Here is a 15,558-nt window from a genome sequence, read left to right on the forward strand (position 1 = left end):
AAAATTCCAAGATTTTATATTTATTTTATATTTATCGTTAGGTTTAAAGTCATGGGGAGGAATCAAGGAGCTTATTTGGATCCGTCTGAATCAATTTTGATGTTGATGGTTGCTTTTTTATTGGTGCTGTTGAACGCTTTTTTCGTACTTTCAGAGTTTGCTCTTGTGAAAGTGCGTAAAACCCGCTTAGAAGAGCTGGTTAAAATCGGTAATTCCAACGCTAAACTCGCTTTAAAGATGAGTCAAAAACTAGACACTTATTTGAGTGCCACGCAGTTAGGCATCACCCTTTCTTCATTAGCTTTAGGCTGGGTGGGTGAGCCCGCTATCGCAAAATTGTTAGCCGCGCTGTTTGAGTCTATGAATTTGAGAGAAAATCCTATTTTTATCCATTCAATGAGCGTGGTTATAGCGTTTTTAAGCATCACTTTTTTGCATGTTGTGTTAGGCGAGATCGTGCCTAAATCTTTAGCGATCGCTAAATCTGAAAAAGCCGCTCTTTTTGCCGCGCGCCCTTTGCATGTGTTTTGGGTCGTGTTTTACCCAGTGGTGCGCTTGTTTGATGTGATCGCTCATTTCTTTTTAAAAAAAGTGGGCATCAATCCTAAAGAGCATGATGGCACGCATTCTGAAGAAGAGTTAAAAATCATTGTGGGCGAGAGTTTGAGAGAGGGCATTATTGATTCGGTGGAGGGCGAAATCATTAAAAATGCGGTGGATTTTTCTGACACGAGCGCTAAAGAAATCATGACCCCACGAAAAGACATGGTGTGTTTGGACGAAGAAAACAGCTATGAAGAAAATATAGACATTGTTTTGAAAAGCCGCTTCACGCGCTACCCTTATTGTAAGGGTTCTAAGGATAACATTATCGGTATGGTGCATATTAGAGACTTGCTTTCTCGCTCTATTTTCACCCCTAAAATGCATGATTTCAAGCAAATCGTTAGGAAAATGATCATCGTCCCCGAAAGCGCTTCCATTTCTCAAATCCTTATTAAAATGAAAAAAGAGCAAATCCATACCGCTTTGGTGATTGATGAATACGGCGGCACAGCCGGGTTGCTCACTATGGAAGACATTATTGAAGAGATCATGGGTGAGATTAGCGATGAATACGACTTGAAACAAGAGGGCGTGAACAAGCTCGAAGAGGGCGTGTTTGAATTAGAGGGCATGCTAGATTTAGAGAGCGTAGAAGAAGTGCTTCACATTGAATTTGATAAAGAATGCGAGCAGGTAACGCTTGGGGGCTATGTTTTTAGCTTGTTAGAACGCATGCCTATGGAGGGGGATACCATCATTTCGCATGGGTATTTGTTTGAGGTCTTGAGCGTGGATGGGGCTAGGATAAAACGCTTAAAAGCGAGTAAAAAAGATCAGGGAGAAAGCAAAGCATGAAAAAAACAACCCTCTTTGTATTGAGCTTGTTATTCAATAGCTCTTTAAACGCTGTCGATGGAGTTTCTAAAACCGATCTTTCTTCTTTGAGCATGGTTGAAGACAGCGCGCCTTTGAACCATTCTAACGCTCAAAAACTCTCTTTAAAAAACGCATGGACTAGGGTATTGTCTAGCCATGAAGGCTTGCATGCACAAGAATACGCCATTAAGCGAGCGAGTAAAATGAAATTAGCGGCTAAGCTTTCTTTTTTGCCTCAAATTGATTTGAGTGCTTTTTACGTGTATCTCTCTAACCCTATTAAAATGGATTTTGCCAGCCAAAAACAACCGGGCGTGCAAAAAGCCACCAACCAGATCCATCAAGGCTTGCAAAACATTCAACAAAATATCCCCCCTCAAGTATTAACCCCTCAAATCCAGGCAGGCATACAAGGGGTGATGCAAGGTTTTGGGGCTTTGAGCAGTACTTTAGAATCCCCCTTATTGTTTTCTAAGCAAAATGTCGTGCTTGGGGCTTTGAGCATTATTTATCCTCTTTATATGGGCGGGGCAAGATTCACGATGGTGCGCATTGCGGATTTGATGCAAAAAGACGCTAATGAAGTGTATCGTTTGAAAAAGCTTTCCACTTTTCAAGAGCTTGTGAGCGTGTATTATGGCATGGTGTTAAACACAGAAGTGGCTGAAACTTTAGAAGAAGTGGAAAAAGGCCATTATAAGCATTTCCAAAACGCTTTGAAAATGCAAAAAGTAGGGCAAATCGCTAGGGTAGAAACCTTAGGCGCTCAAGTGGCTTATGATAAGGCCCATATCGCTAGCGTTAAGGCTAAAGATGTGTTAGAAGTTTCGCAGCTCTCGTTCAATTCTATTTTGTCTAGCAAAGACGATCTAGCACCTTCAAGCAAATTAGAGATCCACACAGAGAAAAATCTGCCCGATTTGAGCTTTTTTGTTGCTTCCACGCTCAATTCTTACCCGGCTTTAAAGACTTTAGAAAATCAGATTCAAATTTCTAAAGAAAACACAAAACTGCAGATCGCTAAATTCTTGCCCCAAGTGAGTTTTTTTGGCTCTTACCTCATGAAACAAAACAATTCGGTGTTTGAAGACATGATCCCTAGTTGGTTTGTGGGTGTGGCCGGACGCATGCCCATACTCTCCCCCACAGGGCGTATCCAAAAATACCAAGCGAGCAAATTAGCGGAGTTGCAAGCTAGTAGCGAACAAATCCAGGCTAAAAAAAACATGGAATTGTTAGTGAATAAGACTTATAAAGAGACGCTTTCTTATTTGAAAGAATACAAAAGTTTGCTTTCTAGCGTGGAATTAGCCAAGGAAAATCTAAAACTCCAAGAGCAGGCTTTTTTACAAGGCTTAAGCACGAACGCTCAAGTCATTGATGCGAGAAACACGCTTTCTTCTATCATCGTGGAGCAAAAAAGCGTGGCTTATAAATACATTGTTTCATTAGCGAATTTAATGGCGTTAAGCGATCATATTGATTTATTTTATGAATTTGTTTATTAAAGGAAAAATCATGTCAAATAGCATGTTGGATAAAAATAAAGCGATTCTTACAGGGGGTGGGGCTTTATTATTGGGGCTAATCGTGCTTTTTTATTTAGCCTATCGCCCTAAGGCTGAAGTGCTGCAAGGGTTTTTGGAGGCCAGAGAATACAGCGTGAGCTCCAAAGTCCCTGGCCGCATTGAAAAGGTGTTTGTCAAAAAAGGCGATCACATTAAAAAGGGCGATTTGGTTTTTAGCATTTCTAGCCCTGAATTAGAAGCCAAGCTCGCTCAAGCTGAAGCCGGGCATAAAGCCGCTAAAGCGCTTAGCGATGAAGTCAAAAGAGGCTCAAGAGATGAAACGATCAATTCTGCAAGAGACATTTGGCAAGCGGCAAAATCTCAAGCGACTTTAGCCAAAGAGACTTATAAGCGCGTTCAAGATTTGTATGATAACGGCGTGGCGAGTTTGCAAAAGCGCGATGAAGCCTATGCGGCTTATGAAAGCACTAAATACAACGAGAGCGCGGCTTACCAAAAGTATAAAATGGCTTTAGGGGGGGCGAGCTCTGAAAGCAAGATTGCCGCTAAGGCTAAAGAGAGCGCGGCTTTAGGGCAAGTGAATGAAGTGGAGTCTTATTTAAAAGACGTCAAAGCGACAGCCCCAATTGATGGGGAAGTGAGTAATGTGCTTTTAAGCGGTGGCGAGCTTAGCCCTAAGGGCTTTCCTGTGGTTTTAATGATAGATTTAAAGGATAGTTGGTTAAAAATCAGCGTGCCTGAAAAGTATTTGAACGAGTTTAAGGTGGGCAAGGAATTTGAAGGTTATATCCCGGCGTTGAAAAAAAGCGCGAAATTCAGGGTCAAATATTTGAGCGTGATGGGGGATTTTGCGACCTGGAAAGCGACGAATAATTCCAACACTTACGACATGAAAAGCTATGAAGTGGAGGCCATACCCTTAGAAAAGCTGGAAAATTTTAGGGTAGGGATGAGCGTGTTAGTTACCATTAAACCTTAGAAAGGATTGTTTTGTTCAGATTGATAAGCGCATGGGTTTTGCAAGACAAGTTCTTGTTTATCGTGTGTTTTATATTGCCTTTTTGTTTAGGGGTTTTAGGCACGCAAATCTTTAAACAAGAAATCCCAAGACAGCTCCCTATTGTGGTGGTGGATTTGGATAAAACCACGACAAGCCATCAGGTAGCGTTTGAATTAGGCGCAACGAGCGCGCTTCAAATCAAACACCAAGTGGCTAGCCTTTTAGAAGCCAAACGCTTTTTAAATTCCGCTGAAGCGTATGGGGCGTTAGTTTTGCCTAGAGATTTAGAGAAAAAAATCAAAATGGGGCGGAAAGTGGATTTGCCCTTTTATTATAATGCGGAATATGTTTTAGTGGGGAAAACGCTCAAAAACGCTTTTTTGCAAACCGCTTTGACTTTAGACGCTAAAACTTTAGCCACCAAAGCTTTAGTGCGCGATTCCAATTTGATTTCTGCTAAAGCCCAAGCGGTGCCTATTGTTTTGCAATTGCATGCGCTATACAATGAAGAAAACAATTACACGCAATACCTTTTAAGCGTGATGCTGCCTTGCATGTGGCTTATTCTTATTGCGATTGGCATGCTCAATTTCATTCAAAAAGCCTCTAACATGCACGAGCTTTTAATCAGTATTGTAGCGAATGTGTGTGTGTTTAGCTTTTGGGGGATGGGCATGGCGTTTTATTTTAATTTCATTGGCATGCAGGGGAATTATGCACATTTGTTGTTGGTCTTTTTGGCTGTAGTTTTAATGGCGCTCATTATGAGCGGGTTTGTGGTGCTAGTTTATGGCGTTTCAAAAAGCGTTATTGAAACTGCGGGCGCGATTGGGGTCTATACCGCTCCAAGCTTTGCGTTTGCTGGGGTTACTTACCCGCAAAACAACATGGAAATTTTTGGGAGTTTTTGGAGTCATTGCTTGCCTATTAGCCATTTTATGAAGTTCTTTTTGCAAGAGGCCTATTATAAGACGGATTTTACAGAGTCTTTACATTCTCTGATGCCGCTTGTGTTCTTTTTAATCTTTCTGGCTTTAGGGCTTTTGATTTTTTATTTTTCCTTTAAAAAAGGCAAGGCTAGTGCATGAATTTTTTTAAAATCCTTTTAATGGAGTTAAGGGCTATTGTTTCTCATAAGGGCGTTTTGCTAATTCTTATAGGCGCTCCTTTAATCTATGGCTTATTATACCCTTTGCCCTATTTAAGAGACATCGTAACGCAGCAAAAAATCGCCCTTGTAGATGAAGACAATTCCTTTCTTTCCAGGCAACTAGCCTTCATGGCGCAAAGCTCCAACGAGTTAGAAATCGCTTTTTTTAGCCCTTCTATGCTGGAAGCCAAAAAGCTTTTAAAAGAAGAAAAAATTTATGGGATCTTGCATATCCCTTCGCATTTTGAAGCCAATATCCATAAGCAAGTGCCTGTAACGATAGATTTTTATGCGAATTCCAATTACTTTTTGATTTATGGCGCGTTAGCGAATGCGGTGGTGGAGAGCATCAACGCTTTAAATGATGAGATAAGATTCAAACGCAACGCCCAAATAGAAGAAGCTGAATTAGGGACAGACGGGATCAAAATCAGGCCTATCGCTTTGTATAACCCTAGTGAGGGGTATTTGAATTACGCACTCTCTAGCGTGTTTATTTTCATTTTGCACCAGGTGATGCTCATTGCAAGCAGCATGTTTGTCAGCTCCAGGCGTTTGGAATTAGCCTTTTTAGACAAGAAACAAATCGCTTTAAGGCTGTGCGCAAGACTCTTGGTGTTTATGGGAGCGTTTAGTGTTTTTGTTTTGTTGTATTTTGGGGCGCTGTTTTCTTTTTATGGGATCGAACGGCATGGAAGCGCTTTAATGGTGTTTTTGAATAGCTCCATCTTCATGCTTGCAACCTTGAGTTTGGGGTCGTTTTTAGGCGCATGGATCAAAAATGAAGCCCACACCACTCAAATCGTTTTAATTTCTTCTTTGCCCTTGATTTTTATGATGGGTTTTGTGTGGCCTTTTGAATCCTTGCCCTCTTATTTACAAGTTTTTGTTCAAATAGTGCCAGCTTATCATGGGATCAGTTTGCTAGGGCGATTGAATCAAATGCATGCGGAATTTATAGATGTTTCTGTGCATTTTTACGCGCTTATTGCGATTTTTATCGTGAGTTTTATAGGGAGTGTGTTCAAACTCAGCTCTTTAAAGAAAGCTTGTGAAAACGCTTAAAAACCTCATCGCTTCCAAGCACCAGATTAAAGCGTCTCGCTTTTTAGGGTATCTTATGCCTTTTAGCGATTTTGAAAAAACCCTTTTACAATTAAAAAAAGAGCATTTTAAAGCCGCGCATTTTGTAACGGCGTTCCGCTATTCTTTAGAGGGCAAAATCACGGAGGGTTTTAGCGATGATGGCGAGCCTAAAGGGAGTTCAGGAATGCCTGTGCTTAGCGTTTTGAGGCGAAAGGATTTGATCAATATAGGATTAGTGAGCGTGCGTTATTTTGGAGGCACGCTTTTAGGGGTGGGGGGCTTGATGAAAGCTTATGCCACTAGCGCGTTATTGTGCGTAGAAAACGCTCAAAAAGAAAACGCTTTGAAGGATTTTGTGGAGTTGGAAACTTTAAGCGCTCATTATTCTTACAAAGAATTAGACGCTCTTCAGCGTGAAATTAAGAAATTTAGCTTACAATTAAGCAAAAAGAATTTTTCAAACCAAAGCGTGGAAGTGGAAATCAGCGGTGCAAGAGAAAATTTGCAAGCGTTTTTAAAGCAAAACAATATTTGATTAGGGAGAGTGAATGGAATTTTTGAGTGGGTATTTTTTATGGGTTAAGGCTTTCCATGTGATAGCGGTCATTTCGTGGATGGCAGCGTTATTTTATTTGCCGCGCCTTTTTGTCTATCATGCAGAAAACGCGTATAAAAAAGAGTTTGTAGGCGTGGTTCAAATCCAAGAAAAAAAGCTTTATTCCTTTATCGCTTCACCGGCTATGGGTTTTACGCTGATTACAGGGATTTTAATGCTGTTGATAGAGCCTACACTCTTTAAAAGCGGGGGTTGGTTGCATGCTAAATTGGTTTTAGTGGCTTTGCTTTTAGCCTATCATTTTTATTGCAAAAAATGCATGCGCGAGCTAGAAAAAGACCCTACAAGAAGAAACGCAAGGTTTTATCGTGTGTTTAATGAGGCGCCAACGATTTTAATGATTCTCATTGTGATTTTAGTGGTTGTCAAGCCTTTTTAAAGACAAGCCACGAAGAAAGACAAGTCATAAAGAAAGAAAAGTCATGAAGAAAGAAAAGCACCTCAAGCAAGAAAAAATCATCAACATGTTTGATGGTATAGCCAGCTCTTACGATCAAGCCAACCGCTTGATGAGTTTTGGCTTAGATGTTAAATGGCGAGAAAGGGCTTGCGAGCATGCGTTTTTGTTTTTGGAAAACAAGAAAGCGTTAAGGCTTGTGGATGTGGCATGCGGGACGGGGGATATGCTTGTGGCTTGGCAAAAAAGCGCTCTCAATTGCGGCATAGAGTTTAAGGAATGCTTGGGGATTGACCCCTCTAATAACATGCTTGAATTGGCTATCAAAAAATGTGAAGAGCTTGAAAACAAAGCTTCTTTCATTCAGGCTCAAGCCAAAGATTTAAAAGGCGTTGAAAACAACAGCGTGGATATCCTTTCCATTGCGTATGGCTTGCGTAATGTCGTGGAAAGACAAGAGGCTTTAAAAGAGTTTTTTAGGGTGTTAAAGCCTAGGGGCGTTTTAGTGATTTTAGAATTTTTAAAAAAAGACAACCCCACATGGCTGGATAAAATCTCAGGGTTTTACACGAATAAGGTTTTGCCTTTAGTGGGAGGGGCTATCAGTAAGAATTATGGCGCTTATTCTTATTTACCGCAATCCATTGAGGGGTTTTTGAGTTTAGAGGGTTTGAAGCATGAATTAAAAAACGCAGGGTTTGAGATTTTAAGGACTGAAGATTCTATCGCTCAAATTTCAACGACCATGCTTGTTAAAAAAAGCTAAAGGAATGTTATGCAAGATGAATTATTTGAAACCGAAAAAGCCCCCCAAAAAAACACTAAAAACACTAAAAACACTAAAAACGCTAAAAACGCCCCTAAAAAAAGCTTTGAAGAGCATGTTCATTCCCTAGAGCGAGCCATAGATCGCTTGAATGATCCTAACTTGTCCTTAAAAGACGGGATGGATTTGTATAAAACGGCCATGCAAGAGTTGGTTTTGGCTCAAAAGCTTTTAGAAAACGCTTATTTGGAGTATGAAAAACTCCAAACGCCAGACAAAAAGGCTTAAAGGATGCGAGTGTTTGCTTTACAGCTAGAGTCTTTTAAAGAAACCCTCATGCAATCCTTATTCAACTCCATACCCGAGCGGAGCGTAATCGTGCTGCCTGAATACGTGATCAACCCCTTTTTCCACCATAACATGGGATTGGATGTGAATGAAATCAGCGCGCAGTCTGCGCGAGCGGTTGAGTTTTTGTCTCAAAAATGCGAAGAACTAGACTTGATCGTCTCAGCCCCAGTGCTTTTAGAAGAGCGTTCTAAAATCTATAAAAAAATCGCCATCATTTCTAAAGAAAGCGTGAAGTATTACACGCAACAACGCTTAATCCCCTATCCTCACTGGGACGAAGAGAGCTTTTTTGACAATGAAAAAAGCGCTTTTAAAGAGTTACTCGTCTTTGAAAGAGACGGCTTAAGAATCGCCCCTTTGTTTGGCTTTGAGGCACATTTTGATGAAATATGGGTTCAGGCTAAAAATCAGGGCGTGGATGTGGTGCTTTTAAGCAGCGTGGCCACCTTTGAATCCAATGAAAGGTGGCGGCTTTTGTGCCAGATGCGCGCTTTTTGCGCTTCTTGCGTGGTGGTTAGGACCAATAGAATTGGAGCGTACCGCCAAATCATTGTAGAAGAAAATCAAAAAAACGAATTTTTGTGGAAATTTTATGGGGATAGTTTTGTGGCTTTGCCTAATGGCACTATTGAAGATTCTTTAGAGGGTAAAATGGGGGCTTTGAGCGCTCAAGTGGATAAAAGCGATATAGATGAATGGGCTAAATTGTGGCATTTTAGAACGATTAAAGAGGGTTGAATGATTGATAAAAAACTTTTATTGCAAGATTTTGAGATGGTGGCTCTTTCTTTAAAAAAGCGTAACCATGCGATGGATGATGGATTGGAGTGTTTGCGCAAAGTCATCACGCGTTATAAAAAGCGGCTCATTGAATTAGAAGGCTTGCAAGCCTTTCAAAACAAGGTTTCTAAAGAATTTGGTATCAAAATGGCTCAAAAAGTGGACACAAGCGATCTCAAAAAAGAGCTAGAAAACAATAAAATCAAATTGAATGAGCTTTCCAAAAGCGTGGGCGAATTGGAGCAACAAATAGATTTAAAGCTTTCCATAATCCCTAATTTAGTGGATGAAAAAACCCCTTTAGGCGTAAGCGAAGAAGACAACATAGAGATTAAAAAAATCTTAACCCCCAGGAATTTCACTTTCAAACCCAAAGAGCATTTTGAACTCGCTCAACAAAATGGCTGGATTGATTTTGAAAGCGGCGTGAAACTCGCCAAAAGCCGTTTTTCTGTCATCAGGGGTTTTGGGGCTAAAATTTATCGCGCGCTCATTCATTTGATGTTGGATTTTAATGAAAAGAATGGCTTTGAAATCATCTACACGCCGGCGTTAGTGAATGAAAAAATGCTTTTTGGGACCGGGCAATTACCCAAATTCAAAGAAGATGTTTTCAAAATAGAAGATGAAAATCTGTATCTGATCCCCACCGCTGAAGTAACGCTCACTAATCTATACAACGACACCATTATTAGCGTTGAAAAACTCCCTATTAAAATGACCGCGCACACGCCTTGTTTTAGGAGCGAAGCAGGGAGCGCAGGCAAGGACACAAGGGGGATGATAAGACAGCACCAGTTTGATAAAGTGGAGCTAGTGGCTATCACGCACCCTAAAGAAAGCGATGCCATGCAAGAGCATATGCTAGAGAGTGCGAGCACGATTTTAAAGGCTTTGGAATTACCGCACCGGTTTGTGCAATTGTGCAGCGCGGATTTAGGCTTTAGCGCGAGCAACACAATAGATATTGAAGTGTGGCTGCCTGGGCAAAATTGCTACAGAGAAATCAGCTCCGTGTCTAACACGAGGGACTTTCAAGCTAGGCGCGCGAAAATCCGCTTCAAAGAAAATCAAAAAAACCAATTAGTGCACACCTTAAACGGCTCTTCTTTAGCGGTAGGCAGGACGATGGTCGCTTTAATGGAAAACCACCAGCAAGCGGATGGGAGCATTCATATTCCTAAGGCGTTAGAAAAATACCTTTAAGGCTAGTTTGTGCTGAATGAAGAGCAAAATTCTAAAGGGTTAGAAGAAAAAGGGGGCGAAAACAGAAATGAAAAAGAAGCCCCTTTAAAGGGCATTCATTCTAAAATCCCCTCTTTTAAGCAGGCTTTAGAGCAGACGCTCAATAAAATCAAAAGCTCTAAAGAGTTTTTTAAGCAATTCTTACACAATAAAAAAAAGCTTTATATTGCGCTTGGAATATTGCTTTTTCTCATCGCGCTCATTGTGGCTTTGAGTTTGTTACTAGGGCATAAAAAAGAAAATAAACAAACTTCTTTACAAACTAATAGCGCTACCACTAATAACGAAACGCCTAATAACACCAACAACGCTAACAGCACAGAAGCCGAGGGGCAAATAGAGAATTTAGATTTGCCTGATTTAATCGGCAAGGACTCCCTCAAACGAAGCGGTGAGAATCAAGTGGATGCGATGATGAAAAAAGCGAGCCTTTTGTATGAGCAAGGGCAAAAAGATGAAGCCTTACACCTGTTTGACAAAGCCGCTTCTTTTTCGCAAGGGATTGCGAGCCATAATTTAGGGGTGATTAAGTTTAAGGAAAAGGATTTTAACGGGGCGTTGGATTTGTTTGATTCTAGCATCGCTTCTAAAGAAAACGCGAGCGTGAGCGCGATTGATGCGTTAGTGAGCGCTTATCATTTGCAAGATGAGGATTTGTATTATCATTATCTAAAAATTGTGAGAGACACTTTGTATAAAGACTATAAAAAGTCTTTTTATTCCTACGCTTACGCGCTCAAATCCTATTACGCTGGAGAGTATTTTGAAGCCCTTTCGCCTTTAATGCACCCTAATTCCAACGCCTTTTTAAAGCCTAACGCACGCTTAGCGTCTAAATTGTTTTTGATGTTTAAAGATGAAACGAACGCTTACAAGCAATTACAAAAAAGCGCGAACGCCCAAGATGAGCTTGCTTTAGGGCTTTTGCAAGCCCGTTTAGGCCATTACAAGCAGGCTTTGGAGCATTTGCAGCATTATTTGCACAACTACCCTAAAGATTTAAACGCTTTGATGGCTTTGGAATTGGTGAGTTTGAAAAAAGGCGACACCCTTAAAGCGAGCGAAGCCTTAAAATTAGCCAGCCACACAAAAGAAGATAGTGCGCTAGCCAACTCTTTTTACCCCATCAAGCCCACTATCAACCCTGTTTTTTTGGACAAAGAAAGAGCCAAAGAGCGTTTTTGGAACACGCGATATTTTGAAGGCAAAAGGGATTTTATTTACCGCTTGCTATTTTATTACGCTCCTTTTAAGGTTTTAGACTCTAAAGAAACCTTAGGCGTGATTGAAGAGGGGCTGTTTCTTTTGGATTCTGAAGCGCAAAAGGATTTAGAGGGGGCAAGCCTTGCTTTTAAAAGGGGGCGTTTGATGGCGATAGCGGATAAAAACGTGCTTAAAGGGTTGAAAGCGTTAGAAAACAAGCAGTTAAAAAAAGCCCTTTCTTTTTTTGATTTGTCTTTAAAAAATAGCCCCAATAACGCGCTCCTCCATTATAATACGGGCTTGATTTATGCGCAATTAGAAAATTACCACAAAGCCTATTTCCATTTTTTAAGGGCTTTTCATTTGAACTCTGCGGATTATTTGAGCGCAGTTTTTGCGATTTTAGCCTCGCATTTCACCCATGAAGACACCACGGAGTTTTTAAGAGAAATCACCGAGAATTTTTATAGTCATGATTTTTCTAGCCCCACGCAAAAAGCTTTACTCTCTTCGCTCATCGCTTATTTGAATTACCGCACCAATTGGGATATGGACTGGCTTAAAAACGCCCCTAAAAAGCTCCCCTTTTATTACGCGCTAGAAGCGGTGTTCGCTAAAGAGAGCAAGGATAAAAAATTGATGGTGCAATCTTTTGGGAATTTAAAAAAAATGCTCCCTAAAGATCTCATCTCTAATATTTTTTATGAAATCGTCTCGTATTACGATGCGAGCATCCGGCACACTTTAAGCATTTACACCCTTTTAGATTCGCATAAAATCAGTTGGGATCAAACCATGCAAGGGCCCATTTTAGGGCGTCATTTCTACACCTACATGGGATTTATGGTCAATGATTTGGATCATCAAGAAAGATTATTAGAGCAAAAAATCGCCAGTTTAGAAGAAGGCGAAGCCCCTAACGATTGGTTAGAAAATTTGGCGCTAGTGAGTTTGTTTCAAGGCCAGTATGAAAAAGCAAGCGCGTTGTATCAAAACTTAATTAGCGGGCTTAAGGATAATGAGGTGCGTTTAAAAATCCTAGCGGGTTTAACCTACATCGCGCAAAGTAATTACAATAACGCCGCTTTATGGCTAGAGCTTGGGAAATTAGACGATCCGAATAATGAAAATATCCGTTACGCTTTAGGGTTGTTATATCAAAGAAAAGGGGACTTGAAATCAGCGCTAAATCATTTTTTAGCCATTAAAACCTCTGATTTTTTGTCGCCTTATTTTGATTTTGAAATCGATACCAACCTTTTAAAAGAGCGTTTAAACCAAGAAAAAAAGGGCGAGTTTTTAGAATAATGGATTTTGAAAAAAGCATTTTAGACAATTTGAACGGAGTGCAAAAAATCGCTGCAAGCCACATTCAAGGGCCTTTATTGATTTTAGCGGGAGCTGGGAGCGGCAAGACTAAGACTTTAACGAGCCGTTTGGCGTATTTGATTGGTGCTTGTGGCGTGCCTAGCGAGAACACTCTAACGCTCACTTTCACCAATAAAGCGAGCAAAGAAATGCAAGAAAGGGCTTTGAAATTATTAAAAAACCAAGCCCTTATCCCCCCCTTGCTTTGCACTTTCCATCGTTTTGGTTTGCTGTTTTTAAGGCAACACATGAGCCTTTTAAAACGAGCGTGCGATTTTTCGGTGCTAGATAGCGATGAGGTGAAAACGCTGTGCAAACAGCTCAAAATTTCAAGCTTTAGAGCCAGTATTTCTCAAATCAAAAACGGCATGATTGATTTGAGCATGCAAGATAGCGAATGTTATAAAGCGTATGAACTTTATCAAAACGCGCTTCAAAAAGACAATTTAGTGGATTTTGACGATTTGCTTTTGTTAAGCCTTAAGATTTTACAAGATAATGAAAAACTCGCCAAAGAGATTAGCGAACGCTATTATTACATTATGGTAGATGAGTATCAAGACACGAACGCCCTGCAATTGGAGTTTTTAAAAAAATTGAGTTTCACGCACCATAATTTGTGCGTGGTGGGCGATGACGATCAGAGCATTTATGGGTTTAGGGGGGCTGATATTTCTAACATTTTAAATTTTTCCAAGCATTTTAAAGGGGCTAAGGTGGTGAAATTAGAGACCAACTACCGCTCTAGTGCTGAAATTTTAGCGTGCGCTAACTCCCTTATTAGCCATAACCAACACCGCCACAAAAAAACGCTTCAAAGTTTCAAAGGATCGCATAAAAGCGTGGTTTGTAAAGAATATTTGACGCAAAAAGAAGAGAGCCTGGATGTGGCTTATCAAATCAAAGCCCTTTTAAAGAAGGGCGAAAATTTAGAAAATATCGCTATTTTGTACCGCTTAAACGGGCTTAGCCGCAGCATTGAAGAGAGCTTGAACGCTTTGAATATCCCCTATAGGCTTATTGGGGCGCTGAGTTTTTATGAAAGAGCCGAGGTTAAAGACGCTTTGGCGTTCATGCATTTAGTGGCGAAAAAAGACGATCGCTTTTTTATTAAGCGCGTTTTAAACAAGCCTCCAAGAGGCCTTGGCAAGATCACTCAAGAATGGATTTTTTCTCTTTTGGATGATGAAAATTTGAATTTAGAAGAAGCGCTAAAACTTGGGGTGTTTAAAGGCAAACTGAACCCCAAAAATGAACACGCTTTGAAACAATTTATCGCTATGATAGGGCGTTTGAGGGAGGCTTTTGAAATGTCAGTAGAGGAGTTTTGCGCTCGGTTTTTAGAAGAAACCAACCTTTTAAAAAGCTATGAAAAAGAAGACAATTATGAAGAAAGAGAGGGCTTTGTTAAAGAGCTTTTAACCTTATTGAAAGAGCATTTTAAAACTAACCCCACGCATTCTTTACTGGATTTTTTGAATGAAAGCGTTCTGGATGTCCATAATACAGAAAACGCGCAAAAAGTGAGTTGCATGAGCGTGCATATGAGTAAGGGGTTAGAGTTTAAGCATGTGTTTGTGATCGGGTTAGAAGAAGGGTTTTTCCCGCATAGGGGGTTCAATCAAGAAAGCGATTTAGAAGAAGAAAGGCGCTTGGCTTACGTGGCGATCACTAGGGCTAAAGAAGGATTGCAGCTCTCTTATGTTCAAGAGCGTTCGTATTTTGGGAGGAAAATTTCTTGCTCGCCTTCTGTGTTTTTAGAAGAAGCCAAGTTACTCCAACAAGACAACCCACCTAAACAGGATTATCAAAAAGATACGCCCATTAAAGTGGGGGATTTGATTAGGCATAAGATTTTTGGCACCGGGAGGGTTTTAGGCGTGGAAAAAGGCTTGAGCGGTTTGTGTTTGAAAATCAATTGCGGAGGGAGTGTCTATGATAAAATCTCAGAAAAATTTGTAGAAAAAGTGGATAACGGGTTTTGAAAATTTTAATCCTTTTTTTGTTCTGTTTAAACGCGCTATTCGCCCTGGATTCAAACGCGCTTAAAACAGAGATTAAAGAAGCTTACCTTAAAGAATACAAAGACTTAAAATTAGAAATTGAAACCATTCACTTAGAAATCCCAGAGCGCTTTTCTAACGCTTCCATTTTAAGCTACGAATTAAACGCTTCCAATAAGCTTAAAAAAGATGGGGTCGTGTTTTTAAGGTTGGAAAATGAGCCTAATTTACGCCTACCGGTGCGTTATAGCGTGATCGGCAGCATGCAGGCTTTTAAAAACACAGGAGCGATTAAAAAAGATGAAAACATCACCGCTAACAACACTCAAAAAGAGCGCATTCCTTTTGGCACGCTTTCTAACCCCCTATTAGAGGGCGCGATTGGTAAAGTGAGCGCGAAAAATTTTATCCCCCCTAACACGCTTTTAAGCGCGGATAAAACCCAAGCTTTAATCATCGTGCGTAAAAACGACATTATCACTGGGGTGTATGAAGAAGGGCAAATCAGCATAGAAATAAGCCTAAAAGCCCTAGAAAATGGCGCGCTCAATCAAATCATTCAAGCGAAAAATGTAGAAAGCAATAAAATATTGAAAGCAAAAGTGTTGAGCAGCTCTAAAGCGCAAATCTTATAAAGGACAT

Annotated in this window: 14 protein-coding genes; all 14 read left to right on the top strand. The window is 40.4% G+C overall.

The genetic code is table 11. The features are described from left to right. The first annotated feature begins 51 nt into the window (after positions 1–51). The 14 genes from QAP06_RS00185 to flgA are packed head-to-tail and all read left to right on the top strand — an operon-like array spanning position 52 to position 15,551. On the top strand, positions 52–1,401 hold the full coding sequence (locus tag QAP06_RS00185) for a hemolysin family protein (RefSeq protein ID WP_286465744.1): 1,350 nt from the start codon (positions 52–54) through the stop codon (positions 1,399–1,401). Further along, positions 1,398–2,930, top strand: coding sequence for a TolC family protein (locus QAP06_RS00190; RefSeq protein WP_140472141.1), 1,533 nt, complete (start codon positions 1,398–1,400; stop codon positions 2,928–2,930). The genes QAP06_RS00185 and QAP06_RS00190 overlap by 4 nt, the downstream gene beginning before the upstream one ends. A gap of 10 nt (positions 2,931–2,940) precedes the next feature. Continuing rightward, on the top strand, positions 2,941–3,930 hold the full coding sequence (locus tag QAP06_RS00195; protein WP_000071803.1) for an HlyD family secretion protein: 990 nt from the start codon (positions 2,941–2,943) through the stop codon (positions 3,928–3,930). A gap of 11 nt (positions 3,931–3,941) precedes the next feature. Further along, entirely contained in the window at positions 3,942–5,039 is a 1,098-nt protein-coding gene (locus QAP06_RS00200) for an ABC transporter permease (RefSeq protein ID WP_286465747.1), read from the top strand. Further along, entirely contained in the window at positions 5,036–6,166 is a 1,131-nt protein-coding gene (locus tag QAP06_RS00205) for an ABC transporter permease (RefSeq protein WP_140489479.1), read from the top strand. Before QAP06_RS00200 ends, QAP06_RS00205 begins: the two co-directional genes overlap by 4 nt. Next, a complete protein-coding gene (locus QAP06_RS00210; protein WP_286465750.1) occupies positions 6,153–6,722 on the top strand; it encodes a YigZ family protein in 570 nt (189 codons plus the stop codon). The genes QAP06_RS00205 and QAP06_RS00210 overlap by 14 nt, the downstream gene beginning before the upstream one ends. A gap of 13 nt (positions 6,723–6,735) precedes the next feature. After that, a complete protein-coding gene (gene hemJ, locus QAP06_RS00215; RefSeq protein ID WP_286465751.1) occupies positions 6,736–7,182 on the top strand; it encodes a protoporphyrinogen oxidase HemJ in 447 nt (148 codons plus the stop codon). Between the two features lie 43 nt (positions 7,183–7,225). Next, positions 7,226–7,966 carry a bifunctional demethylmenaquinone methyltransferase/2-methoxy-6-polyprenyl-1,4-benzoquinol methylase UbiE gene (gene ubiE, locus QAP06_RS00220; RefSeq protein WP_286465752.1) on the top strand — a complete coding sequence of 247 codons (741 nt, stop codon included), beginning with the start codon at positions 7,226–7,228 and terminating at the stop codon, positions 7,964–7,966. 9 nt (positions 7,967–7,975) lie between these two features. Then, a complete protein-coding gene (locus tag QAP06_RS00225; protein WP_140489471.1) occupies positions 7,976–8,254 on the top strand; it encodes an exodeoxyribonuclease VII small subunit in 279 nt (92 codons plus the stop codon). A gap of 3 nt (positions 8,255–8,257) precedes the next feature. Next, positions 8,258–9,055, top strand: coding sequence for a carbon-nitrogen hydrolase family protein (locus QAP06_RS00230; protein ID WP_286465753.1), 798 nt, complete (start codon positions 8,258–8,260; stop codon positions 9,053–9,055). Continuing rightward, the gene (serS, locus tag QAP06_RS00235) at positions 9,056–10,303 is read left to right on the top strand and encodes a serine--tRNA ligase (RefSeq protein ID WP_286465754.1); all 1,248 of its coding nucleotides are present in this window, start codon (positions 9,056–9,058) and stop codon (positions 10,301–10,303) included. It abuts the gene before it with no gap. Positions 10,304–10,312: 9 nt separating this feature from the next. Continuing rightward, positions 10,313–12,853: a tetratricopeptide repeat protein gene (locus QAP06_RS00240; protein ID WP_286465755.1), complete on the top strand. Its 2,541-nt coding sequence runs from the start codon at positions 10,313–10,315 to the stop codon at positions 12,851–12,853. After that, positions 12,853–14,898 (top strand): DNA helicase UvrD, encoded by a 2,046-nt coding sequence (gene uvrD / locus QAP06_RS00245; protein ID WP_286465756.1) that lies wholly within the window; start codon positions 12,853–12,855, stop codon positions 14,896–14,898. Before QAP06_RS00240 ends, uvrD begins: the two co-directional genes overlap by 1 nt. After that, positions 14,895–15,551, top strand: coding sequence for a flagellar basal body P-ring formation chaperone FlgA (flgA, locus tag QAP06_RS00250; protein ID WP_286465757.1), 657 nt, complete (start codon positions 14,895–14,897; stop codon positions 15,549–15,551). The genes uvrD and flgA overlap by 4 nt, the downstream gene beginning before the upstream one ends. Positions 15,552–15,558 lie beyond the last annotated feature (7 nt).

The organism is Helicobacter pylori (assembly GCF_030323545.1).
GTDB lineage: Bacteria > Campylobacterota > Campylobacteria > Campylobacterales > Helicobacteraceae > Helicobacter > Helicobacter pylori_CO.

Coding starts and splice junctions, on each gene's coding strand:
- QAP06_RS00185 (WP_286465744.1), top strand. CDS start 52: ATGGGGAGGAATCAAGGAGCTTATTTGGATCCGTCTGAATCAATTTTG.
- QAP06_RS00190 (WP_140472141.1), top strand. CDS start 1,398: ATGAAAAAAACAACCCTCTTTGTATTGAGCTTGTTATTCAATAGCTCT.
- QAP06_RS00195 (WP_000071803.1), top strand. CDS start 2,941: ATGTCAAATAGCATGTTGGATAAAAATAAAGCGATTCTTACAGGGGGT.
- QAP06_RS00205 (WP_140489479.1), top strand. CDS start 5,036: ATGAATTTTTTTAAAATCCTTTTAATGGAGTTAAGGGCTATTGTTTCT.
- hemJ (WP_286465751.1), top strand. CDS start 6,736: ATGGAATTTTTGAGTGGGTATTTTTTATGGGTTAAGGCTTTCCATGTG.
- ubiE (WP_286465752.1), top strand. CDS start 7,226: ATGAAGAAAGAAAAGCACCTCAAGCAAGAAAAAATCATCAACATGTTT.
- QAP06_RS00225 (WP_140489471.1), top strand. CDS start 7,976: ATGCAAGATGAATTATTTGAAACCGAAAAAGCCCCCCAAAAAAACACT.
- QAP06_RS00230 (WP_286465753.1), top strand. CDS start 8,258: ATGCGAGTGTTTGCTTTACAGCTAGAGTCTTTTAAAGAAACCCTCATG.
- serS (WP_286465754.1), top strand. CDS start 9,056: ATGATTGATAAAAAACTTTTATTGCAAGATTTTGAGATGGTGGCTCTT.
- uvrD (WP_286465756.1), top strand. CDS start 12,853: ATGGATTTTGAAAAAAGCATTTTAGACAATTTGAACGGAGTGCAAAAA.